Origin of the sequence: Streptomyces sp. NPDC093586 (genome assembly GCF_044764905.1) — a bacterium.
In the GTDB taxonomy this organism is placed as follows: Bacteria; Actinomycetota; Actinomycetes; order Streptomycetales; family Streptomycetaceae; genus Streptomyces.
Genome location: NZ_JBIWJA010000015.1, coordinates 147,714 through 170,753, shown reverse-complemented (window position 1 = coordinate 170,753; position 23,040 = coordinate 147,714). Strand labels below are relative to the sequence as shown.

Here is a 23,040-nt window from a genome sequence, read left to right as displayed (position 1 = left end):
GTTTCCGACTCTATCAGATCCTTTTCCGATCCGATTTCCTCGGTGCTTTCCAGGTTCCCGCTTCCGCGTTTCCCTTTCCGGCGGTTCCGACTCTATCAGATCCTTTCGGGCTCCGATTCCCCGTCAGAGGGGGTTGTCTTCCCGGCCGTTGGGCCGTTCCGACGAAGTGAGACTCTAGCGGATTCCCGGCTCCCGATCTAATCGGGGCCGCGTTCTTTCGAACGTGGATTCCTCATTCCGCGAATACACGTGCCAATGACACGACGACGTCGACAGCGCGACTGTCGTCGAGGAGTGGTTGGTACTCGTGGAATCGCTGTCCGGGGACCGACCGGGGTCGGCGCTCACGTCGGACAACTCGGAGAACACTACGGATGGGGGTATGCCGTGTCAACTCCGTGGCGAGGCGTCCGTGCCGGACGTAGCTTGGGGGTGTGATGACGCGTACGTGCACCCAGTTCTGGTGGGCCGCCTGACGGCGGCCGTGCTCACGTATGCGTTCGACGGCCGCCGCTTCGGCGGCCGTTCTCGTATCTCCCTCCGGGAGGGGCGGCCGGCGGTGGCGGCGGCTCTGACCAGGAGGTGGAGGAATGACGCGGGTCTTCAGTGGGGTCAAGCCGACCGGGCACCTGACGCTGGGGAACTACCTGGGAGCCATGCGACGGTGGGTCGTGGAGGACCAGCACCGGTCCGACGCGCTGTTCTGCGTCGTCGATCTGCACGCGCTGACCGTGGACCACGATCCGGCACGGGTGCGCCGGCTGAGCCGGCAGGCGGCGTCTCTGCTGCTGGCGGCGGGGCTGGACCCGGCGTTGTGCACCGTGTTCGTCCAGAGTCATGTCGACGAACACGCGCGGCTGTCATACGTACTGGAGTGCGTGGCCACCGACGGTGAGATGCGCCGGATGATCCAGTACAAGGAGAAGGCCGCGCGGGAGCGGGGCGGGAGTGTGCGGCTGTCGCTGCTGACGTATCCCGTACTGATGGCGGCCGACATCCTGGCGTACGGGACGGACGAGGTGCCGGTCGGGCACGACCAGACGCAGCACGTGGAGCTGGCGCGGGATCTCGCGGTGCGGTTCAACCAGCGGTACGGACACACCTTCGTGGTGCCGCGGGCCACGCATCCGGTGGTGGCGGCTCGGGTGATGAATCTGCAGGAGCCCGAGTCGAAGATGGGGAAGAGCGACGACACCGGGCCGGGCATCGTCTATGTGCTGGACGAGCCGGACGTGGTGCGGAAGAAGGTCGTGCGGGCCGTGACCGACAGTGGGCGCGAGGTCGTGTACGACCGGGAGGTGCGGCCGGGGCTCGCGAATCTGCTGGAGATCCTCGCCGCGTGCGCGGGCGGGGAGCCGGCGGAGCTGGCGGGGGCGTACGACTCGTACGGCGCGCTGAAGAAGGACGTCGCGGAGGCCGTGGTGGAGGCGTTGCGGCCGGTGCGGAAGCGGCATCGGGAGCTGTGCGCGGATCCCGGGTACGTGGAGGGCGTGCTGCGGGACGGCGCGGAGAGGGCGCGGGCGATGGCCCGGCCGACCGTGGATGCCGCTTATCGCGCGATCGGGCTGCTGCCACCCGTGAACGCGGCCCGGTAGGCGCGAGGGCTGGTGGCGAGGCGCGATGCGAAGTGCTGGCGCATCGTGACCTCGCTGCCGAAGCCGGACCGGCGGGCGACCTCGGGCATGGGGAGGTCGGTGCGCTCCAGGAGTTTCTGGGCGGCGGCGATGCGCTGGTCGAGGAGCCAGCGCAGGGGGGTGGTGCCGGTGACCGCCGTGAAGTGGCGGGCGAAGGAGCGGGGGGACATGCCGGCGAGGGAGGCCAGGTCGGCGACGGTCAGGGGCTCGTGGAGGTGGCGCAGGGCGTGCTCGCGGACGGCGGCGAGGGCGTCGGCGTCGCGGTCGGTGCGCGGGGTGGGGTGCTCGATGAACTGGGCCTGGGTGCCGGTGCGAAAGGGGGCGGTGACCATCGAGCGGGCGATGGTGGCGGCGGCCTCGGCGCCGTGGGCCAGGCGGACCAGGTGGAGGCAGAGGTCGATGCCGGCCGCGGTGCCGGCCGCCGTCCAGAGGTTGCCGTCCTCGATGAAGAGGGCGTCGGGGACGACGGTGACGCGGGGGTGGTGGGCGCGCAGGAGGTCGATCAGCCGCCAGTGGGTGATGGCGCGGCGGCCGTCGAGCAGGCCCGCCTGGGCGAGGGTGAACGCGCCGCCGCACAGGGCGGCGACGGTGGTGCCGCGGGCGTGGGCGCGGCGGAGGGCGTCGAGGACCGGGGCGGGGGCCGGGGTGAGGTGGTCGTCGAGGCCGGGGACCACGACGAGGTCGGCGTGGTCCAGCCAGGCGAGGGGGCGGTCGGGGTGGAGGGCGAGGCCGCCGCGCATCGGGACGGCGGTGGTGCCGTCGACGGCGACGCGGCGCAGGTCGAAGGCGGGGGCGCCGCGGTCGGTGCGGTCGGTGCCCCAGACCTCGGTGATGACGGAGACGTCGAAGGCCCGGATGCCGGGGAAGGCGACGAGGGCGACGCGGTAGGGGGCCTGGACGGTGGCCTGCACTGCCATGGGTGGCAGTAAACCATCGATCGCTGACTTCTGTGCCTCTGGGGAGCGCGGTCGTCCGGCGGCACGATCGTGGGCATGGACATCGCAGAGAACGCAGCGCTGGTGGTCGTGGACGTGCAGAAGGGCTTCGAGGAGCTCGATTTCTGGGGGACGCGCAATCATCCGGCGGCGGACGACAACATCGCCGCCCTCATCGACGTGTGGCAGTCGACCGGGCGGCCGGTCGTCCTCGTGCGGCACGACTCGGTCGAGCCGGGGTCGCCGTTGCGGGCCGGGTACGAGGGCAACGGTTTCAAGGAGTACGTGGAGCGGCGGCGCGGGAAGGGGGGCGGAGGCGAGCTGCTGGTGACGAAGACCGTGAACTCGGCGTTCCTCGGGACACCGGATCTGGCGGCGTGGCTGCGGGAGCGGGGGATCGGCCAGGTGGTGCTGGCCGGGATCCAGACGAACATGTGCGTGGAGACGACGGCGCGGATGGGCGGGAACCTCGGGTTCGACGTGCTGGTCGCGTTCGACGCGACGTACACCTTCGACCTGGAGGGGCCCTTCGGCTGGCGGCAGAGCGCGGACGAGCTGGCGCGGGCGTCGGCGGTGTCGTTGCACGGGGGCGGGTTCGCGCGGGTGGTGACGACCGGGGGCGTGGTGGCCGCGGCGGAGTGAGCCCCCGCGTGGGGGGGGCTCACCGGGTCGTCGGCCCTCGGCGTCCGTCAGTCCTTGGTGCCGGAGGCGAGTTCGCGGCTGCGGTCGCGGGCGGCTTCCAGGGCGGCGATGAGGGCGGCGCGGACGCCGTGGTTCTCGAGTTCGCGGATGGCGTTGATGGTGGTGCCGGCCGGGGACGTGACGTTCTCGCGGAGCTTGACCGGGTGTTCGCCGCTGTCGCGGAGCATCTTCGCGGCGCCGATCGCGGACTGGACGATCAGGTCGTGGGCCTTGTCGCGGGGCAGGCCCAGGAGGATGCCGGCGTCGGTCATGGCTTCGACCAGGTAGAAGAAGTACGCCGGGCCCGAGCCGGAGAGGGCGGTGCAGGCGTCCTGCTGGTTCTCGGGGACACGGAGGGTCTTGCCGACGGCACCGAAGATCTCCTCGGCGTGGGCGAGGTGGGCGGCGGTGGCGTGGGTGCCGGCGGAGATGACGGACATGGCCTCGTCCACGAGGGCGGGGGTGTTCGTCATGACGCGGACCACCGGGGTGCCGGCGGCTAGGCGGTCCTCGAAGAAGGAGGTCGGGATGCCCGCGGCGCCGCTGATGACCAGGCGGTCGGCGGGGATGTGCGGGGCCAGTTCGTCGAGGAGGGTGCCCATGTCCTGCGGCTTGACCGTGAGGATCAGGGTGTCGGCGGTCTTGGCGGCCTCGGCGTTGGTGACCGGGCTGACTCCGTAGCGGGCGCGGAGTTCGTCGGCCCGTTCCGGGCGGCGGGCGGTGACCAGGAGGTCGGCGGGTGCCCAGCCTGCTCCGATCATTCCGCTGAGCAGGGCTTCGCCGATCTTGCCGGTGCCGAGGACTGCGACTTTCTGGGTCATGGGTTTCGGTGCCCTCCGGGGGTGCGCGTCGTCCTGTGTCATCCTCGCACTCCGGGGGTGGGTGGGGGCGGGGCGTCCAGTGGGCGGGACGGCGGGGTGAGCGCGAGCAGCAGGACGACGTCGTACGTCTCCTCGACGACGCCGTCGGGGAAGACGGCCAGGAGGTGTTCCCGCTCCTCGGCCAGGAAGGCCGCGCCGCGTTCCTCGTCGTCGGTCAGGAAGACCGAGTGGCTGGCGAGGTTGGCCAGGTGCGTGTCCAGCGGGACGCGGCGGCTCCAGCGGAGCTCGCGGTGGGCGAAGGCCAGGCGGCCGGAGGGATCGGCGACGCGGGCGTCGACGTTCCGCTTCTCGGCGGAGACGTTCAGGCCGAAGTGCCGCCCCGTGCGCTCGGCCGCCTCGGCGATCCACGGCACGTCGAGGGCGTCGGTGTTCCACCACAGCGCGAGCGCCCCGCCCGGACGCAGCACGCGCAACGCCTCCGGGACCGCTCGGGCGGGGTCGGTCCAGTGCCAGGCCTGGGCGTAGGTGAGAAGGTCGACGCTGTGGTCGGCGAGGGGGAGGGTGTTGCCGTCGCCGCGGAGTATGGGCACGTCGGGGAGGCCGCGGCGGAATTCGGCCGCCATGCCCGCGCCGGGTTCGACGGCGATCACGTAGGCGCCGCGCTCGCGCAGGCGGGCGGTGGCGATGCCCGTGCCGGCGCCGACGTCCGCGACGCGGGAGCCGGCCAGGGGGCGGCCGGACAACTCCTCGATCGCATCGAAGAGGGCGGGCGGGTAGGAGGGGCGGTTGGCGGCGTACCGGGCCGCGGCGGCGTTGAAGGAGTGGGCGCGGGCGGCGTGGCCGGCCGGCGGGTCGACCCTTGATGTCGTCATGCGGCCATGGTGGCGTCGGATGACCGTGGGGCGCAGGGGACTTTTCCGCAGGGGACTTTTCCGCAGGGTCCTTCTGCGCGGGCCCTTGTCCCGCGCGTGAACGGGCTCGCCATTCCGCGCGTGAACGGGCTCGCCGGGACGGTCAGGAGCGGCGGCGCTTCTTCGAGGGGTTGCGGGAGCGGCGGGTGGTGCGCTTCTCGTACTCCTCGCGGGCCCTGTCGTACTCGGCGCGGTGGAGCGTCTCGCCCGGGGCCTCGGTGAAGGTGCGGAAGAAGTAGGCGAGGAGCGTGCCGACGAAGCCGATGGTCAACAGGCCGCGCAGGGAGGCCTGGCGGTCGGGGTCGGGGCGGCTGGTGAAGCCGGACCAGGTGTGCCGGAAGGCGAGTGCGCTGCAGACCGCGAACATCACGATCATCAGCAGCGAGACGAAACCGCCGACGGCGGCGATCCGGAGGCCCTCGTAGGCGACGCGGAGGACGAAGCAGGCGGCGGCCGCCACGGCGAGGGAGCCGACGGCCAGGCCGGCCCGGCGGGCGGCGTAGCCGTTGCCGTGGTCCACCCAGGTCGTGCCGAAGAACCGGAGGGGTTCGGGGCGGGGACCGGCGGGGGGCGTGGAGCCCGCGGAGGTGTCCGGGATGCCGTTCGTGCCGTTCTCTGCGCTCACGGGACGATTATGGCGCCGGGCGTGCCGCGGGCCCCGGGCGGGCTCAGGAGCAGCGGGAAGCGACGTAGCCGTCGCTGCCGGTGCGCACGTACGCGTCGGAGACGTATCCGTCACCGATGTTGTCCCAGATGGCGCTGGTGCCGTACGGGCCCGTCACCGTGGTCCCCGGTGTCTGGCAGCGGATCGGGACGCGGGCTCCCTCCGGGAGGGTCCGCACGATGCCGTAGCCGGTGCCGGGGCCGCTGCGGACGTGGAGACGGACGCCCGGGGCGACCGGGTAGTACGTGACGGCCGCCGCGGCCGTCGTCACCGCTTCCGTGCCCCCGTCGGTCCCGTCCGGACGGCCGGCCTGGTCGACATGGCCGATAGTCATGATGTCCTCCCCCGTCGCATCCCACGTCCCGGTGGGGTGCTGTCAATTGCGTGGAAACAGGTTGTCCGGAAACACGCCGTCGCACGTGTGTTCGCGACGCGCACGCGGAGGTTAGCAAGCCGCCTCGGTCCCGTACGTCTCATCGACTAGGCTCCGAACGTCGCGCGCGCACGGAACAGCACGGGGGTGGTCCCATGGCGCCACAGGAGAACGACGGAGCGGGCGCGGAAGCGGAACTTCCGGAATATGCCGGTCACTACCGTCTGGAGTCGTGCCTCGGCTCGGGCGGCATGGGCGTCGTGCACGTGGCCCGCAGCACCTCCGGGATGAAGCTGGCGGTGAAGGTCGTCCACGCCCGCTACGCCGAAGACCCCGAGTTCAGGGGGAGGTTCCGGCAGGAGGTGGCCGCCGCGCGGCGGGTGAGCGGTGCCTTCACCGCGCCGGTCGTCGACGCCGACCCGGAGGCCGGACGGCCCTGGATGGCGACCCTGTTCATCCCCGGTCCGACCCTCTCGGAGCAGGTGAAGCGGAACGGGCCCATGGACCCGGCCCAGTTGCGTCGGCTGATGGCCGGACTCGCGGAGGCGCTGCGGGACATCCACCGGGTCGGGGTCGTGCACCGTGACCTGAAACCGAGCAACGTGCTGCTCGCCGAGGACGGTCCGAAGGTCATCGACTTCGGCATCTCCCGGCCGAAGGACAGCGAACTGCGGACCGAGACCGGGAAGTTGATCGGGACGCCGCCTTTCATGGCGCCCGAGCAGTTCCGGCGGCCCCGGGAGGTGGGGCCCGCGGCCGACGTCTTCGCCCTCGGGTCGCTGATGGTGCACGCGGCGACCGGGCGCGGGCCCTTCGACTCGGACAGCCCGTACGTCGTCGCCTACCAGGTCGTGCACGACGAGCCCGATCTGACGGGCGTGCCGGAGACGCTCGCGCCGCTGGTGCTGCGGTGTCTGGCCAAGGAGCCGGACGACCGGCCCACGCCGGACGAGCTGATGCGGGAACTGCGGTCGGTGGCGGCGTTGTACGACACGCAGTCGTTCATGCCGACGGCGCGGTCCGGGGCGGACGAACCGCCGCGGTCCCCGGCCGAGAAGGCCCCGGAGGAGGCCCCTGCCGAGGAGGCCCGCCCGGAGGAGGCCCCGTCGGACGGGCCCGCCGCGCGTCCCGTGCGCCGGATCGGGCGGCGGACGGTGCTGGTCGCCGGGGTGCTGTGCCTCGCCGTGCTCGGCGGGCTCGCCTCGCTCCAGTGGTCCGGCCGCTCCGAACCGGCGCGGCAGGCCGCCGTCGCACGCAATGCGCCGGGCTTCGCCGCGTGGGAGACGGAGGCGGCCCCGCAGAGCGGTGTGCCGCAGTGCTCGTACGGCGCGGGCAAGCTGCTGTGCGGGCGGCCCGGGCTGGTCTTCGCCCTCGACCCGGACGACGGACGCACGCTGTGGCGCCACGACGTCACGGAGGCGACGCGGAGCGAACCGCCGGTCATGGCGGGCGGCCTCGTGCAGCCCGACATCGGCCTGATCGGCGACCTGGAGGCGCTCGACCCCGCCACCGGCGAGGTGAGGTGGCACAAGGGCATGCCCGACTACAACGGGCTGCGGTGCGCGGGCGACATGCTCCTGCTCACCGCCGCCGACGGGCGGGTCACCGGCGTGGACGGCGCCTCGGGCGAGATCGTCTGGTCCCGCCGGATCCCCGGGCAGGCCGTGCCGTACTTCACCTCGTTCGCCGGGGAGCCGACGGCGTACGCGGCGACCGTGTCCGACGACGGGTCCCGCACCCGCGTGACCGCGGTGGACCCGGCGACGGGCGATGTGCGGTGGGACGCCGAACTGGAGGGGACGCTGACGCCGGTGGGCGCGGCGGACGGCTCCGTGTACTTCCTGACCGGCGGCGCGTCCTACGGCGACGCGTCCGCCGTCCTGCGCTACACGCCGAAGACCCGGTCGGTGCGCAGGGTGGATCTGGAGATCCCGGTCCCCGAGGCACAGGCCGGGGTGCACGGGGACACCGTGTACCTCATGGGCGCGGGCGGCTCGCTGGTGGCCGTCGACACGGCGTCCGGCACGCAGCGGTGGCGGCTGGAGACCGGGGTGAGCCGGGGCTCGGCGCCCGCCTCCGACGGACGGCACGTGTACGTGACCACCCCCGACGGGCGGCTCCTCGGGGCAGACGCCCGCACGGGCAGGCTCCTGGGGCAGACGCCGACGCGGTTCGGCGCCGAGTCCGACCGGGTGCCCGCCACGCTGCACGTGCCGGTGATCGTGGACGGGCACGTCTACGCCGGTGCGCCGGACGGGACCGTGTTCGGCGTCGACGGGCGGGACCCGGCCGCCTGGTAGCGGCCGGGGTCCGCGCGGGCGGTCAGCCCAGCTTGCTCACGTCCCGGACGGCGCCCTTGTCGGCGCTCGTCGCCATCGCGGCGTACGCCCTCAGCGCCGCGGAGACCTTGCGCTCGCGGTTCTTCGGGGCGTACACGCCGTTCAGGGCCTGCTCGCGGCGGGCCAGTTCGGCGTCGTCGACCAGCAGCTCGATGGAGCGGTTCGGGATGTCGATGCGGATGCGGTCGCCGTCCTCGACGAGGGCGATGGTGCCGCCGGAGGCCGCCTCGGGGGAGGCGTGGCCGATGGACAGGCCCGAGGTGCCGCCGGAGAACCGGCCGTCGGTGACCAGGGCGCACGCCTTGCCCAGGCCCCGGCCCTTCAGGTACGAGGTCGGGTAGAGCATCTCCTGCATGCCGGGGCCGCCCTTGGGGCCCTCGTAGCGGATGACGACGACGTCGCCCTCCTTCACCTGCTGGGTGAGGATCTTCTGGACGGCCTCCTCCTGCGACTCGCAGACCACCGCGGGGCCCTCGAAGGTCCAGATGGACTCGTCGACGCCGGCGGTCTTCACGACGCAGCCGTCGACGGCCAGGTTGCCCTTGAGGACCGCGAGGCCGCCGTCCTCGGAGTAGGCGTGCTCGGCCGAGTGGATGCAGCCGCCCTCGGCGTCGGTGTCCAGCGCCTCCCAGCGCTCGGACTGGGAGAAGGCCTCGGCGGAGCGGACGCAGCCGGGCGCCGCGTGCCACAGTTCGACGGCCTCGGGGGACGGGGAGCCGCCGCGCACGTCCCAGGTCTTCAGCCAGTCCGCGAGGGAGGGGCTGTGGACGGCGTGCACGTCCTCGTTGAGCAGGCCCGCGCGGTGCAGCTCGCCGAGGAGGGCGGGGATGCCGCCGGCGCGGTGCACGTCCTCCATGTAGTACGTGCGGCCCTTGGCGACGTTCGGGGCGACCTTCGCCAGGCACGGCACCCGGCGGGAGACGGCGTCGATCTGCTCCAGGCCGAACGGCACGCCCGCCTCCTGGGCGGCGGCCAGCAGGTGCAGGATCGTGTTGGTGGAGCCGCCCATCGCGATGTCGAGCGCCATGGCGTTCTCGAACGCCTGGAAGGTGGCGATGCTGCGCGGCAGGACGGAGTCGTCGTCCTGCTCGTAGTAGCGGTGGACCAGGTCCATCACCGTGTTCGCGGCGTCGACGTAGAGCTGCTTGCGCGCGGTGTGGGTGGCGAGGACCGAGCCGTTGCCCGGCAGGGACAGGCCGATGGCCTCGGTCAGGCAGTTCATCGAGTTGGCGGTGAACATGCCGGAACAGGAGCCGCAGGTCGGACAGGCGCTCTCCTCGATGCGGAGCATGTCCTCGTCCGAGATCTTCTCGTTCACGGCCTCGGACATCGCGTCGACCAGGTCGAGCGTGCGGACCGTACCGTCGACCAGGGTGGCGCGACCGGACTCCATCGGGCCGCCGGAGACGAACACCGTCGGGATGTTCAGCCGCAGCGCGGCGTTGAGCATGCCCGGGGTGATCTTGTCGCAGTTGGAGATGCAGATCAGGGCGTCGGCGCAGTGGGCCTCGACCATGTACTCCACGCTGTCCGCGATCAGGTCGCGGGAGGGCAGGGAGTAGAGCATGCCGCCGTGGCCCATGGCGATGCCGTCGTCGACGGCGATCGTGTTGAACTCGCGCGGGATGCCGCCGGCCGCGACGACCGCCTCGCTGACGATCCGGCCGACCGGGGCGAGGTGCGTGTGGCCCGGCACGAACTCCGTGAAGCTGTTGGCGACCGCGATGATCGGCTTCCGCCCGATGTCCGCACCGGGTACACCGGAGGCACGCATAAGGGCGCGGGCGCCCGCCATGTTGCGGCCGTGGGTGACTGTGCGGGACCTCAGCTCGGGCATCGTCGCTCGCTCCTTCGGAGAGTTCTGCCAGGAAGCGCCGGCAGTTTTCTGACTGTCGACGAGCGTACGCCCGTCATCCAGGGATCGGGACAAGGTGTCCGGAATGCGGGATGCCCGTCTCGCCGCCGGGAGGGCTCAGGGACCGGTGGGACGGCCCTGCACGACCGGCGCCGGCCGCGCGACGATCCGCTCGGGGTCCACGCCCGCCGCCTTGGCGATGCCGCGTACGGAGGTCCTCTCGCGGTCCCGCCCGGAGAACTCCTCGCGGGCCGCGGTGAGGATGCGGTCGCGGGTCCCGGCCGACTCGGCGCGCGGGGGACGGCCTCGGCGGCGGACGGGAGCGGCGGGGGTGTCGGAGGCGCCCGGGGTCCCCTCGGCGGCGTCGCTCACGGCCGGGACGGCCCCGCCGCCGAGGAGGCCGACGCCAGGTGCAGGCGCGTGAAGGCCAGCGCCTCGGCGAGGTCGGCCTCACGTTCGGCGCTGGACATGGCGCGACGGGTGTTGACCTCGATGACGACGTGGCCGTCGAAACCGGTGCGCGCGAGACTCTCCAGCACCTCGGCGCAGGGCTGGTCGCCGCGGCCGGGGACGAGGTGCTCGTCCTTGGCGGAACCCTTGCCGTCGGCGAGGTGGACGTGGCCGAGGCGGTCGCCCATGCGGCCGATCATGCCGAGGGTGTCGGTGCGGGCCGTGGCGGTGTGGCTGAGATCGATCGTGAAGTGGCGGTAGTCCTCCTTCGTCACGTCCCAGTCCGGCGCGTAGGCGAGCATCTCGCGGTCCCGGTAGCGCCAGGGGTACATGTTCTCGACCGCGAACCGCACGTCCGTCTCGTTCGCCATCCGCCAGATGCCGCTGACGAAGTCCCGGGCGTACTGGCGCTGCCAGCGGAACGGCGGGTGCACGACGACGGTGCTCGCGCCCAGCTTCTCGGCGGCGGCCTGGGCGCGCCGGAGCTTGGTCCAGGGGTCGGTGGACCAGACCCGCTGCGTGATGAGCAGGCAGGGCGCGTGGACGGCCAGGATCGGTACCCGGTGGTAGTCGCTGAGCCGGCGCAGGGCCTCGATGTCCTGGCTGACCGGGTCGGTCCAGACCATGACCTCGACGCCGTCGTAGCCGAGGCGCGCGGCGATCTCGAAGGCCGTCGCCGTCGACTCCGGGTAGACGGAAGCCGTCGACAGGGCGACCTTCGCGTCCGGGATGCGGACTACGTCCCTTGGTTCTGCCACGGAGGCCAGGTTACGGGGTGCGGTCGGGTGGGTGCGGGGTGGCTGTTCGCCGTTGTGGTGAGCGCCATAGGGCGGGCGCGGGGTGCGGTGCGGTCGCTCGCGCCCGCGCGGCCGGGCCGCACGCCGGTACGGCCCCGCCGCTCCCGGGGCGCGTCAGTCCTGGCCCATGTGGTCCAGGCGGCGCAGGATCACGCCCTCCCTGAGGGCCCAGGGGCAGATCTCCAGGTTCTCCACGTGGAAGAGGTCCATCGCCGCCTCGGCGACCAGGGCACCGGCCGGCAGCTGGGCCGCGCGGCCCTCGGAGACGCCCGGGAGCTCGGCGCGCTCGGCGGTCGACATGGCGCCCAGGCGGGGCACCCAGGACTCCAGGGAGGCCCGCTTCAGCTCGCGCTGCACGTAGAGGCCCTCGGCGGAACGCGCGGCACCGGTGAGGCGGGCCAGCTGCTTGAAGGTCTTGGAGGTGGCCACCACGTGGTCGGGTGCGCCGAAGCGGCTGAACTCGCCGACCGTGCGGGCGATCTCCGTACGGACGTGGCGGCGCAGCGCCCGGACGTCGTCCGGGTCGGGCGGGTCGCCGGGCAGCCAGGCGGCGGTCAGCCGGCCCGCGCCGAGCGGCAGCGACACGGCGGCGTCCGGTTCCTCGTCGATGCCGTAGGCGATCTCCAGGGAGCCGCCTCCGATGTCGAGGACCAGCAGCTTGCCCGCCGACCAGCCGAACCAGCGGCGGACGGCGAGGAAGGTGAGCCGCGCCTCCTCCGCGCCGCTGAGCACGGTGAGCTCGACGCCGGTCTCCTCACGGACGCGCGCGAGGACGTCGTCGGCGTTGCGTGCCTCGCGCACGGCGGAGGTGGCGAAGGGCAGGAGATCCTCGACGCCCTTGTCCTCGGCGGCCCGGAGCGCCTCGTGGACGACCGCGATCAGCCGGTCCACGCCCTCGGGACCGATGGCGCCGCCGTCGTCGAGGAGCTGGGCGAGGCGCAGCTCCGCCTTGTGCGAGTGCGCGGGCAGCGGGCGCGCGCCGGGGTGCGCGTCCACCACCAGCAGATGCACCGTGTTCGAACCCACGTCGAGGACACCGAGTCTCATGGAGGGAACGCTACTGCCGACGGGGCGGCCGGCGGTGCCGTCGGCAGGTTCGGGCGACTTACCCTGGAGCCGTGCCAAAGACGAAAAAGGCGAAGGACGGAAAGTCACCCAAGAAGGACAAGAGGGACAAGAGGGGTGGGCTGAGCGGGGTGGCCGAGGCTTCCTCCGCGGGTTCCGCGCCGGGTCTTCCGTCGGGTCCTGCGGGTGCGGGTCCCGCTGGTCCCGCGCCGGACGACGAGAAGGGTCTCGACTTCGCGCGCGCGTGGGTGGAGTTCCCGGATCCGGCCGACGACGAGCAGGTCTTCCGCTGCGACCTGACCTGGCTGACCTCTCGCTGGAACTGCATCTTCGGCAGCGGCTGCCAGGGCATCCAGGCGGGCCGCGCGGACGACGGGTGCTGCTCGCTGGGCGCCCACTTCTCCGACGAGGACGACGAGCAGCGGGTCGCCGAGCACGTGGCGAGGCTCACGCCGGACATCTGGCAGCACCACGCCGAGGGCACCCGGAACGGCTGGGTCTCCGAGGACGACGAGGGTTCCCGGCAGACCCGCCCGTTCCAGGGCTCCTGCATCTTCCAGAACCGGCCCGGCTTCGCCGGCGGCGCGGGCTGCTCGCTGCACATCCTCGCGCTGCGGGAGGGCAGGGAGCCGCTGGAGACCAAGCCGGACGTGTGCTGGCAGCTGCCGGTGCGGCGGACGTACGAGTGGATCGACCGGCCCGACGACACCCGTGTCCTGCAGGTGTCGATCGGTGAGTACGACCGGCGCGGCTGGGGCCCGGGCGGGCACGACCTGCACTGGTGGTGCACGTCGGCGACCTCGGCGCACGGCGCGGGCGACCCGGTGTACGTCAGCTACCGGCCGGAGCTGATCGAACTGATGGGCAAGGCGGGCTACGACCGGCTGGTGGAGCTGTGCGAGGCCCGGCTGGCGTCGCAGCTGCCGCTGCTGGCGCCGCACCCGGCGGACCCCGGCCCCCGCTGAGGTGGTGGGCGCCGGGAGGTGGCCTCGGGGCGGGGTCGCTACGGCGTGACGGGGCTCGGGGTGCCGCCGTCGTCGGGCGTGGGTGACGAGCCGCCCGTGCCGTCGGTCGGGGTCGACTCGGTGGGCGTCGGATCCGGACCGGGTGTCGTGGGCGTCGGATCGACCGTCGGCGTGGGGTCCGGTGGCGCCGTGGTCGACGGCGACGGGTCCGGGCCCGGGTCGGACGGGGACGGCGAGCCGTCGGGCGTGCTGGGGCGCGGGCCCGGGTGGGACGGGGCCGGCGCGGTGCCGTAGCCGTGGATCGAGACGACGGCACCGGCGGGCGAGACGGCCACCTTGGCGCTCCAGGGGCCGGACGGCTCGCGCAGATGGTCGACGTACACCTTGATCGTCAGCGTCTCGCCGGGGCGGAGCGTTCCCGACGACTGGCTCAGGTAGAGCCAGGAGGCGCCGGCGGAGGCGGACCAGCGCACCGGTGCGTCGCCGGTCGCGGACAGGGTGACCAGCGTGGTGTCGCCGTCGTTCCCCGCCGACACGGCGAGGCGGCCGGTGCTCTTCCCGCCCGTGCCCGCGCCCGGGACACTGACGACCTCGACGGAGACGTCGGCCTTGCCGTTCTTGCCGAAGCGGGTGCCGGGGGTGCTGCTCGCGTTGCCGGCGTTCTCGTAACCGCGGCCGTAACCGCCCGCCGCCTCGCCGTACAGGCCGTCCGGGCCCTGCGCCTCGCTGGCGCTGGCCGAGCGGCCGTCCTCGCCCTCGCCGACCGGGGTGCCGCGGTAGGCCGCCCACAGGGCCAGCACGGGGGCCGCGACGACCGTGGCGACGACGGTGGTCGTCACGGCGCGGGAGCGCAGGCGGTCCCGGCGGGCCGCGCGGTCCTTCGGGTCCATCGGGAAGCCGCGTCGGTCGAAGCGGGGCGCCGCGCCCCGGGCGCGCGGGCCGTGCGCCATGGCGACGTGCAGCGCCGCGCGCGGGGCCTCCAGGACCGGCAGCTCGGCGGGGGTGACGTTGGTGCCGGGCCAGCGGCCGGGGATCGCGCGCTCGGCCGCACGGCGGCAGCGCGGGCAGTCGTCGACGTGCCGGACCAGCTCGCGGCGCAGGGCGGCGCTGAGCACGAAGCGGTTGTCACCGGTGAGGCGGGCCACGCCCTGGCAGGCGCCGGTCTCGACGACCGCGAGGGCCGCGCGGGTGCGTTCGACCTCGCAGGCGGCCGCGGCGAGCAGTTCCCGGGTGGCGGCGAGGTCCATGCCGAGCACGGCGGCGACCTCGTGGGCGGCGAGGCGGTGGCGCACGGCGAGTTCCAGGGCCTCGCGCTGCTCCGGGGTGGTGCCGGCGGCCTCCGGCCAGGCCAGCAGGGCGAGTTCGCGGCGGCGCCGCTCCTGTTCCTCGCCGGACGGGGACGGGGGGTGCTGCGCCGGGTGCCGCCGGTCGGGGTCCGTGCGGTCCGCGGCGTGGCTGACCGGACGTTTCTGCTTGGCCTCGGCCAGCTTGCGCAGGCAGGCCCAGCGGGCCAGCGCGTACAGCCAGGCCCTGCGGTCCGCGGGCTCGGGGCCGCGGTGGCCCCGGGGGCCGCGGTGGTCGCGGCGCTCGGCCAGTGCGAGGACGTCGCCGAGGGCGGCGGTCGCGGTGTCGTGGTCGCAGAGGACGGACAGGCAGTAGGTGAACAGGCCGTCCAGGTACGCCTCGTAGGGCGTGGACGACCGCTGCGCCAGCGTGCGCGCCGCCGCGCGGTCACGCGCCTCCCGGTGCTCCCGGTGTGCCCGGTGGGTGCCGGTCGTGCGGGTCGTGGTCTCCGGACTGCTCCTCATCACTCGGTGACCGTAGGCGGCCGTGGGTGGCGCGAACTGGCGCGTCGGACTCTTTTAATCCGTACGGGTGAAACGATCCCTCATAAGGGGACACGGGGCCGTGGTTCGCTGTGGGTGCGGGGTGCCTGCGGCGGCCTGCGGCGCGTGGGCGGGCGTGCCTGCGGCGGCCTGTGCGGGTTCGGTGGGGGTGCGCGTAGCGCCTTCGGTGGGCTGTGGGTCGGGGCCGCGCCGGGGGGTGTCCGTCCTCGGAACGGCGCGGAATCGGTCGGCCACAGAAGTACCGGCGCGGACGCGCCAACCGCTGCGGGCGGACACCCCCCGACACGTCCCCTTCCCGCCGTACGCGACTGACCGCCGTCACCCCGTCCCGCGTAGCTGCGGGCAGTCGTGCCGCTGGGGCGGCACGGGTGGGCGCAGGCACCCCGGCAGCGCCGGGCCGAGTCACCCGCCCGTGTCCACGCCGGGCGCCTTCGCGGCGCCGAGCCACGCGCCTCGCGCCCCTCCCGTGAGCGCCGGGTCACCGCACCCGCAACGCCCGGCCCGGCACGTTGTCAGTCGCGGCGGTTACCGTTCACGCATGGCTGCCCGTACGAAGACCACCAAGGACCGGCCGTCCTACCGCTGCACCGAGTGCGGCTGGCAGACGGCCAAGTGGCTCGGCCGCTGCCCCGAGTGCCAGGCCTGGGGCACGGTCGAGGAGTACGGCGCGCCCGCGGTCCGTACGACGACGCCGGGGCGCGTCACCACCTCCGCGCTGCCCATCGGCCAGGTCGACGGCCGTCAGGCCACCGCCCGCCCGACCGGCGTGCCCGAGCTCGACCGGGTGCTCGGCGGCGGACTGGTGCCCGGGGCCGTGGTGCTCGTCGCGGGCGAGCCCGGCGTCGGCAAGTCCACGCTGCTGCTCGACGTCGCGGCCAAGTCGGCCAGCGAGGAGCACAAGACCCTCTACATCACCGGTGAGGAGTCGGCGAGCCAGGTGCGGCTGCGTGCCGACCGGATCAAGGCGATCGACGATCATCTGTACCTCGCCGCCGAGACCGACCTCGCGGCGGTGCTGGGGCACCTGGACGCGGTCAAGCCGTCGCTGCTGATCCTCGACTCCGTGCAGACGGTGGCCTCCCCCGAGATCGATGGCGCCCCCGGCGGCATGGCACAGGTGCGGGAGGTGGCGGGCGCTCTCATCCGTGCCTCCAAGGACCGCGGCATGGCCACGCTGCTCGTGGGCCACGTCACCAAGGACGGCGCCATCGCCGGGCCCCGGCTGCTGGAGCACCTCGTGGACGTCGTCCTGCACTTCGAGGGCGACCGGCACGCCCGGCTGAGGCTGGTGCGGGGCGTCAAGAACCGGTACGGCACGACGGACGAGGTCGGCTGCTTCGAGCTGCACGACGAGGGCATCACCGGCCTCGCCGACCCCAGCGGGCTGTTCCTCACCCGGCGTGCCGAGCCCGTGCCCGGCACCTGTCTGACCGTCACCCTGGAGGGGCGCCGGCCGCTGGTGGCCGAGGTGCAGGCGCTCACCGTCGACTCGCAGATCCCGTCCCCGCGGCGCACCACGTCCGGTCTGGAGACGTCCCGGGTGTCGATGATGCTGGCCGTGCTGGAGCAGCGGGGCCGGATCAGCGCGCTGGGCAAGAGGGACATCTACAGCGCGACGGTCGGCGGGGTGAAGCTCTCCGAGCCGGCCGCCGACCTCGCCATCGCCCTCGCCCTGGCGAGTGCCGCGAGCGACACCCCGCTGCCCAAGAACCTCGTCGCGATCGGCGAAGTCGGTCTCGCCGGCGAGGTGAGACGGGTCACGGGCGTCCAGCGCAGGCTCGCCGAGGCGCACCGGCTGGGCTTCACGCACGCCCTGGTGCCGACCGATCCGGGCAGGGTCCCCGACGGCATGAAGGTCCTGGAAGTCGCGGACATGGGGGACGCCCTGCGGGTCCTTCCGCGCTCCCGTCGGCGAGAGGCCCCACGGGAGGAGGAGGACCGCCGGTAGACTTTGCCCTGGTCTCGCCCGTCCGTACGACCGAGTGTGCGACGCGGCAGCGCCAGAAGAACCTGCGACCGGAGGAGTGCAGTGGCAGCCAACGACCGGGCAGCAGCTCCCGGAAAATCCGGTGGGAGTGCCGGTGCCGATGGCCTGATGCGCGCCTCACTGAGCGCCGTGGCGCCCGGCACGCTCCTGCGTGACGGCCTGGAGCGGGTCCTTCGCGGCAACACCGGCGGTCTGATCGTGCTCGGCTCCGACAAGACCGTCGAGTCGATGTGCACCGGCGGCTTCGTGCTGGACGTGGAGTTCACCGCGACCCGGCTGCGCGAGCTGTGCAAGCTCGACGGCGGCATCGTGCTGTCCTCGGACCTGTCGAAGATCCTCCGGGCCGGCGTGCAGCTCCTTCCGGACCCGACGATCCCCACGGAGGAGACCGGTACCCGGCACCGTACGGCGGACCGGGTCAGCAAGCAGGTCGGGTTTCCCGTCGTGTCGGTTTCGCAGTCGATGCGGCTGATCGCGTTGTACGTCGACGGGCAACGGCGGGTCCTGGAGGACTCCGCCGCGATCCTGTCCCGGGCCAACCAGGCCCTGGCGACCCTGGAGCGGTACAAGCTGCGGCTCGACGAGGTCGCGGGCACGCTGTCGGCGCTGGAGATCGAGGACCTGGTCACCGTCCGGGACGTCTCGGCGGTCTCGCAGCGCCTGGAGATGGTGCGTCGCATCGCCACCGAGATCGCCGAGTACGTGGTGGAGCTGGGCACCGACGGGCGGCTGCTGGCGCTCCAGCTGGACGAGTTGATCGCCGGCGTGGAGCCGGAGCGGGAGCTGGTCGTGCGGGACTACGTGCCCGAGCCGACCGCCAAGCGGTCCCGCACGGTCGACGAGGCGCTGGCCGAGCTGGACAAGCTCAGCCACGCCGAGCTGCTCGAACTGTCCACGGTGGCCCGGGCGTTGGGGTACACCGGGTCTCCCGAGACGCTGGACTCGGCGGTGTCACCGCGCGGCTTCCGGCTGCTGGCGAAGGTGCCGCGGCTGCCCGGCGCGATCATCGACCGGCTGGTGGAGCACTTCGGCGGACTGCAGAAGCTGCTCGCCGCGAGCGTGGACGACCTGCAGACGGTGGACGGCGTCGGTGAGGCGCGGGCGCGCAGTGTGCGGGAGGGGCTGTCGCGGCTGGCGGAGTCGTCGATCCTGGAGCGCTACGTCTGACCGCCTGTGTCAGTCGTTCTTGAGCACGAAGGACGTCCGCGACTCCTCGAATCCCGCGGCTTTCGCCTCCACCAGGTACGTTCCCGCACCGGCCGAACCCGCCGGGGTCTTCCCGCACTTGGGCGCGCTCGGCTTGCGGTCCCACTTCACGGTGGAGGTGATGCCGCTGTCGGCGGTCACCCGGTACGTGAGGCTCCCCGAGCCCTTGGGGCAGTCGTCGGAGGACCAGTACGCGTCGTCGCCGCTCGCCGGGGTGATCGCCAGCACCACGTGCTTCGGGCCGAGGTCGAACTTGCAGTCGCTGCCGGAGGTGTTCCGGACGGTCAGTTCGAAGGTGGGCGTCTGACCGGGCGAGTAGGAGTTCTGGACGCTGCGCACGCTCAACTCCACCGCGTTCGCGGTGCAGTCGGGCAGGCTCGACCCGGCCGGCAGCGCGTCGCCCGCGCCGACCGCGGTCACCGGACCACCGCCACCAGAACCGGAACCGGAACTGCTCGATCCGCCGGAACCGTCCCCGTCGGCCCCGCCCGACCCCGAGCCCGACCCCGAGCCGCCGCCGGAACCGCCGCCCTCGCCGGCGCCCGGTCCCGAACCGCTGGAGCTCCCGTCGCCCGACTCGTCGCGCCCGCCCGGCGCCTGACTGATCGCCGGCCCGGACCCCGAGGGGCCGGGGGTGATCGACGGCGCGGGGTGCTTGCCGTCGGCGCCGTCCTCGTGGCCCTTCCCGCCGCCCCCGCCACCGACGACCACGACCCACGTGATCAGCAGCGCCAACAGGGCGAACACGGACAGCAGTACGGCCCTCCGACGCCAGTAGATGGAGGAGGGAAGCGGCCCGACCGGATTGCGCAGAGATCCCACGGCGCAAACTGTACGAGAGATCGGCGCGTTCCCTTGTCCTACCCGCCGCTCGGCTCACAACTTTTCCGGATCATCATTCCGCAGACGGCCCCGGCACCCCTGCCGATCGTCAGGTGTCGCACGTGTCGATCGCAGGGTGTGATCGGATCGCCCGATCGCCTACGGTCAGTGACCATGACCTTCGAGGACGACGAGCTCTACCGCGACATCACCGGCTTCGCCCACGACGCCCCGGCGTGGGTGCAGCACACGGCGGAGGTGTGGACGGAGGCCGGACTGCTGCTGTTCGCCGCGCTGTTCGTCATCGGATGGTGGCGGTCGCGCCGCGACAGTTCCCGGGCATTCGCGATCGCGGTCCTTGCACCCGTGGCCACGGCCGTGGCGTACGTGTGCAGCGAACTGCTCAAGTCCGGTGTCACCGAGGAACGTCCGTGCCGGGCGGTCACCGGCGCGGTCGCGTCACTGGCCGAGTGCCCGGCGAGCGGCGACTGGTCCTTCCCCAGCAACCACGCCACCATCGCGGGCGCCGCGGCCCTCGCCCTGGCCCTCGTCCGGCGCGCGCTCGTCCTGCTGACGGCGCCCCTCGCCCTCCTGATGGCCTTCTCGCGGGTCTTCGTCGGCGTCCACTACCCGCACGACGTCGCCGCCGGGCTCCTGCTGGGCGCCGTCGTCGCCGCCGCGGCCGTACGGCTGGGCACCCGCCCGGCGACCCGGCTGGCCGACGCCCTGCGCGCCTCGCCGGCGCCCGCCGCCCGGTGGCTCGCCGGGCCGGGCCCGGCCACCGCGCCTGCGGCGGCGTACGTCGCCGCGCACCGGCGGCGGTGAGGTCTCAGGCGTCCGGCGCGACGATCCCCGCCTCGTACGCCACGATCGCCGCCTGCACCCGGTTGCGCACCTCCAGCCGGTCCAGGACCGCGCTCACGTACGCCTTCACCGTGCCCTCGACGAGGTGCAGCCGGGCGGCGATCTCCGGGTTGGACAGGCCGGCGCCCACGAGGCCGAGCACCTCGCGTTCGCGCGGGCTCAGCCGCGCCACGCGCGCACGTGCGTGCTCCTCGCGGGCGAGCCGGCCGCCCCCGCCCCTGCCGAGGTCCTCGATGACGTACCGGGCCACCTTCGGCGACAGGAACGCGGCGCCCTCCGCCACCGCCCGCACGCCCGCCATCAGTTCGTACGGGTCACCGGACTTGAGCAGGAAGCCGGTGGCTCCGGCGGCCAGCGCGCGGGCCACGTAGGCCTGTTCGGAGAAGGTCGTCAGCATGGCGACGGCGGTGCCGGGGACGGTGCGCACGATCTCCTCGGCCGCCGCGAGGCCGTCCAGGCGGGGCATGCGGATGTCCAGCAGGGCGACGTCGGGGCGGTGGGCGCGGGCGAGTTCGACCGCCTGGTGCCCGTCCCCGGCCTCCGCGACGACCTCACTCTCGCCCCCGCTCGCCAGGATCGCGCGCACCCCGGCCCGCACCATCGCCTCGTCGTCGGCCAGCAGGACCCGGATCACCGTACGAACTCCTCGTATTCCTCGCGTCCCTCGCCGGACAGCCCGACACGGGGGACGACGTCCTTGGCGACCAGACGGCCCCCGTCGTCGAAGCAGAGCCGGAAGTGATCGACGGAGACCAGGAGTTCGCCGCTCGCCCGGTAATAACGGCAGTCGGCGCCCTCCGGCGGCGCGGGCGCCCGGTCGGAGGGCGGGTCGTGCACCGCTCGGTCCGGCAGCACCTTAGCGACCTGCGCGAGCGGCGTCCCCAGGGACAGCTCGGCGTACGCGCCGGGGCTGAGCACCGAGTGCGTCTCCGTGTACGCGTACCAGCCGAAGGCCGCGCCGACCAGGACGGCCCCGGCACCGGCGGCGGCGCCCAGACCGAGGGCGACGCGGCGGCGGGCCTTGGCGAAGGGGGAGGCGGGCGGGGCGGGGACGCGCGGGGCGGGCGGGGCGGTGGTGTCCTGTGCGGGGACGTACGCGCGGACCCGGAACCCCTCGCCGTGCGGGCCCGCGTCGAGGTCGCCGCCGACCGAGGTCACGGCGGCGCGCAGCCCGAGCAGGCCGGAACCGCCCGACGAGGGCGAAGCCGCCCCGGTGGCCCGGCCGTTGGTGACGGTGACCGTCGTGCCGTGCGCCCGGCCGGTGACCGCGACGACGACGGGGGCGCCTGGGGCGTGCCGGGCCGCGTTGGTCAGCGCCTCGCGCACCACGCGGTGCAGCAGCCGCCCGGTGATCCCGGCGGGGTCCGGGACCGGCGCGGTGTCCGACGGCTCCCAGCGCACCGGGAGCCCCGACTCGGCTGCCCTGGCGACGAGGTCCTCGACGCTCTCGCCCGCCGGGGTCAGCGGGGCCGGCTCGTCGGCCTCGCGCAGGACGCCGATGATGCGGTGCAGCCGGTCCGTCGCGTCGGCGGCGGCCCTGCGCAGGTCGGCCGCGGCGGCGCGGTGCTCGGCGGCGAGCCCGGGGGCGACCTGGAGGGCGCCGGCGCGCAGGGCGATCAGGCTCAGTTCGTGGCCGAGGGAGTCGTGCATGTCCTGGGCGATCCTGGCCCGCTCCCGCAGCCGGGCCCGCTCCTCGGCGTGCCGCTGCTCGTCCTCCAGCCGGGCCGCCCTGAGCCAGCCGGCCTCGGCGAGCGCGCGGTTCTGCCGCCAGTAGCGTCCGCCGAGCCAGGGGAAGACGCAGCCGAAGAGCAGCGTGCCGGTCATGACCAGCCACTCCGGGGCCGGGTCCACCCCGTACAGCGCGATCCGCACCGTGCCGACGACGCCCACCGCGGTGAAGGCGGCCACCGCGGGGCGGGCGCGGGCCGCGCGCAGGCCGAGGAGCAGGGCGAGGACGCCGAGCGCGGGGCCGTAGGAGACGCTGAACAGGGCGGGCGCGGCGGCCAGGCCCAGGCCCGCGGCCAGGGCGAACGCGGTGAGGGGGCGGCGGCGGGCGAGTACGACGGCCGCGGCGAGCACGACCAGACCGGCCGACTGCTGCCACAGGGGCCGCGGTTCGTTCAGCCCGAGCCGGTCCGCGGTGACCGCCGGAGCGGCGAGGGCCGCCCAGAACAGGACGCCTCGCCCGATCGAACGGCCCCGCACGGACCGCCGGAGGGCGCCGGAGCCGACACGGCCGGTGGAGGGGGCGCGTCCGTCGGCACGCGGACGGTCGCCGGTGCCCGTGCGCCTGCCCGTGCGGCTGCCGGTGCCGGTGCGGCTGCCGGTGCCGGTGCGGCTGCCGGTGCCGGACCCCGTACGGCTCACGGAACCGGCCTGACCGCCGGACGTGGTACGACCACCCGGCCCCGCCTGCCCATCGGCCCCGGCGTGGTCGCCGGGTGCGGGCCGGCTCCCGGGTGCGGGCCGGCCGTCGGGTCCGGGCCGGACGGCCGGATCCGGCCGGGCCCCGGCCCCGGCGTGGTCGCCGGGCTCCGCGCCGATCCCGTGTCCGGCGCCGTCGCCGCCGGACTCCACACGCCCGCCGGTCCCGGCACGGTCGCCGCCTTCGAGCCGCTCCCCGGGCCGGTCGGCCGTCCCCGCGCGTCCGCCCGCCTCCCCGTGCCCGCCGGAGGACGCGGCCCCGTCGTCGAGTCCGGCACGGCCGTGGTGTCCGGCGCGGTCGTCCGGCTCGGTGGGACCGTCGAGCCCGGCGCGCGGGGGCCGGCGGAGGTGTTCCATACGTCCGACGCTACAAGCGGCGGGCGGGCCGGTGCCCCTGCCG

The 23,040-nt window shown here is 73.9% G+C and carries 19 protein-coding genes and 1 pseudogene; 7 read left to right on the top strand and 13 right to left on the bottom strand.

What is annotated here, in order from left to right; genetic code table 11:
- The first annotated feature begins 590 nt into the window (after positions 1-590).
- Positions 591-1,595, top strand: coding sequence for a tryptophan--tRNA ligase (gene trpS, locus ACIRFH_RS18280; RefSeq protein ID WP_403521690.1), 1,005 nt, complete (start codon positions 591-593; stop codon positions 1,593-1,595).
- On the opposite strand, the gene ACIRFH_RS18275 is transcribed toward trpS, so the two are convergent.
- Positions 1,550-2,551, bottom strand: a complete 1,002-nt coding sequence (locus tag ACIRFH_RS18275; protein WP_403521688.1) for a GlxA family transcriptional regulator — start codon at positions 2,549-2,551, stop codon at positions 1,550-1,552. The two genes, trpS and ACIRFH_RS18275, sit on opposite strands and share 46 nt — an antisense overlap.
- Before the next feature lie 75 nt (positions 2,552-2,626).
- On the opposite strand from ACIRFH_RS18275, the gene ACIRFH_RS18270 reads away from it, so the two are divergent.
- Entirely contained in the window at positions 2,627-3,211 is a 585-nt protein-coding gene (locus ACIRFH_RS18270) for a cysteine hydrolase family protein (RefSeq protein ID WP_403521686.1), read from the top strand.
- Between the two features lie 47 nt (positions 3,212-3,258).
- Here ACIRFH_RS18270 and proC read toward each other — a convergent pair whose 3' ends face one another.
- The 4 genes from proC to ACIRFH_RS18250 all read right to left on the bottom strand — a co-directional run bounded on the left by proC (position 3,259) and on the right by ACIRFH_RS18250 (position 5,980).
- Positions 3,259-4,071 (bottom strand): pyrroline-5-carboxylate reductase, encoded by an 813-nt coding sequence (gene proC, locus ACIRFH_RS18265; RefSeq protein WP_403521684.1) that lies wholly within the window; start codon positions 4,069-4,071, stop codon positions 3,259-3,261.
- A gap of 38 nt (positions 4,072-4,109) precedes the next feature.
- Positions 4,110-4,943 (bottom strand): class I SAM-dependent methyltransferase, encoded by an 834-nt coding sequence (locus tag ACIRFH_RS18260; RefSeq protein WP_403521682.1) that lies wholly within the window; start codon positions 4,941-4,943, stop codon positions 4,110-4,112.
- A gap of 142 nt (positions 4,944-5,085) precedes the next feature.
- Positions 5,086-5,607 (bottom strand): EamA/RhaT family transporter, encoded by a 522-nt coding sequence (locus tag ACIRFH_RS18255; protein ID WP_403521681.1) that lies wholly within the window; start codon positions 5,605-5,607, stop codon positions 5,086-5,088.
- A gap of 43 nt (positions 5,608-5,650) precedes the next feature.
- On the bottom strand, positions 5,651-5,980 hold the full coding sequence (locus ACIRFH_RS18250; RefSeq protein WP_403521679.1) for an SH3 domain-containing protein: 330 nt from the start codon (positions 5,978-5,980) through the stop codon (positions 5,651-5,653).
- 194 nt (positions 5,981-6,174) lie between these two features.
- On the opposite strand from ACIRFH_RS18250, the gene ACIRFH_RS18245 reads away from it, so the two are divergent.
- Positions 6,175-8,319 carry a serine/threonine-protein kinase gene (locus tag ACIRFH_RS18245; RefSeq protein ID WP_403521677.1) on the top strand — a complete coding sequence of 715 codons (2,145 nt, stop codon included), beginning with the start codon at positions 6,175-6,177 and terminating at the stop codon, positions 8,317-8,319.
- 22 nt (positions 8,320-8,341) lie between these two features.
- On the opposite strand, the gene ilvD is transcribed toward ACIRFH_RS18245, so the two are convergent.
- The 4 genes and pseudogenes from ilvD to ACIRFH_RS18225 all read right to left on the bottom strand — a co-directional run bounded on the left by ilvD (position 8,342) and on the right by ACIRFH_RS18225 (position 12,507).
- A complete protein-coding gene (ilvD, locus tag ACIRFH_RS18240) occupies positions 8,342-10,195 on the bottom strand; it encodes a dihydroxy-acid dehydratase (protein WP_403521675.1) in 1,854 nt (617 codons plus the stop codon).
- A gap of 195 nt (positions 10,196-10,390) precedes the next feature.
- Positions 10,391-10,585 (bottom strand): annotated as a pseudogene (locus ACIRFH_RS18235) (TetR family transcriptional regulator); the annotation flags it as partial.
- On the bottom strand, positions 10,582-11,421 hold the full coding sequence (locus tag ACIRFH_RS18230) for a sugar phosphate isomerase/epimerase family protein (RefSeq protein WP_403521673.1): 840 nt from the start codon (positions 11,419-11,421) through the stop codon (positions 10,582-10,584). The gene ACIRFH_RS18230 and the pseudogene ACIRFH_RS18235, both read right to left, overlap by 4 nt.
- 153 nt (positions 11,422-11,574) lie before the next feature.
- Complete coding sequence (locus ACIRFH_RS18225) at positions 11,575-12,507, bottom strand: Ppx/GppA family phosphatase (RefSeq protein ID WP_403521671.1); 933 nt, start codon at positions 12,505-12,507, stop codon at positions 11,575-11,577.
- Between the two features lie 71 nt (positions 12,508-12,578).
- On the opposite strand from ACIRFH_RS18225, the gene ACIRFH_RS18220 reads away from it, so the two are divergent.
- Positions 12,579-13,490 carry a hypothetical protein gene (locus ACIRFH_RS18220; protein ID WP_403521669.1) on the top strand — a complete coding sequence of 304 codons (912 nt, stop codon included), beginning with the start codon at positions 12,579-12,581 and terminating at the stop codon, positions 13,488-13,490.
- 38 nt (positions 13,491-13,528) lie between these two features.
- On the opposite strand, the gene ACIRFH_RS18215 is transcribed toward ACIRFH_RS18220, so the two are convergent.
- The gene (locus tag ACIRFH_RS18215) at positions 13,529-15,298 is read right to left on the bottom strand and encodes a hypothetical protein (RefSeq protein WP_403521712.1); all 1,770 of its coding nucleotides are present in this window, start codon (positions 15,296-15,298) and stop codon (positions 13,529-13,531) included.
- A 577-nt stretch (positions 15,299-15,875) separates the two neighbouring features.
- Here ACIRFH_RS18215 and radA point away from each other — a divergent pair.
- Positions 15,876-17,285 carry a DNA repair protein RadA gene (gene radA / locus ACIRFH_RS18210; RefSeq protein WP_403521667.1) on the top strand — a complete coding sequence of 470 codons (1,410 nt, stop codon included), beginning with the start codon at positions 15,876-15,878 and terminating at the stop codon, positions 17,283-17,285.
- An 81-nt stretch (positions 17,286-17,366) separates the two neighbouring features.
- Complete coding sequence (gene disA / locus ACIRFH_RS18205; protein ID WP_077799043.1) at positions 17,367-18,491, top strand: DNA integrity scanning diadenylate cyclase DisA; 1,125 nt, start codon at positions 17,367-17,369, stop codon at positions 18,489-18,491.
- 9 nt (positions 18,492-18,500) lie between these two features.
- Here disA and ACIRFH_RS18200 read toward each other — a convergent pair whose 3' ends face one another.
- On the bottom strand, positions 18,501-19,352 hold the full coding sequence (locus ACIRFH_RS18200; protein ID WP_403521665.1) for a hypothetical protein: 852 nt from the start codon (positions 19,350-19,352) through the stop codon (positions 18,501-18,503).
- 174 nt (positions 19,353-19,526) lie between these two features.
- Here ACIRFH_RS18200 and ACIRFH_RS18195 point away from each other — a divergent pair, with 174 nt between their 5' ends.
- Positions 19,527-20,177 carry a phosphatase PAP2 family protein gene (locus tag ACIRFH_RS18195; RefSeq protein WP_403521663.1) on the top strand — a complete coding sequence of 217 codons (651 nt, stop codon included), beginning with the start codon at positions 19,527-19,529 and terminating at the stop codon, positions 20,175-20,177.
- Between the two features lie 4 nt (positions 20,178-20,181).
- Here ACIRFH_RS18195 and ACIRFH_RS18190 read toward each other — a convergent pair whose 3' ends face one another.
- The gene (locus ACIRFH_RS18190; RefSeq protein ID WP_403521661.1) at positions 20,182-20,850 is read right to left on the bottom strand and encodes a response regulator; all 669 of its coding nucleotides are present in this window, start codon (positions 20,848-20,850) and stop codon (positions 20,182-20,184) included.
- Entirely contained in the window at positions 20,847-22,997 is a 2,151-nt protein-coding gene (locus tag ACIRFH_RS18185; RefSeq protein ID WP_403521659.1) for a histidine kinase, read from the bottom strand. The genes ACIRFH_RS18190 and ACIRFH_RS18185 overlap by 4 nt, the downstream gene beginning before the upstream one ends.
- Positions 22,998-23,040: the final 43 nt, after the last annotated feature.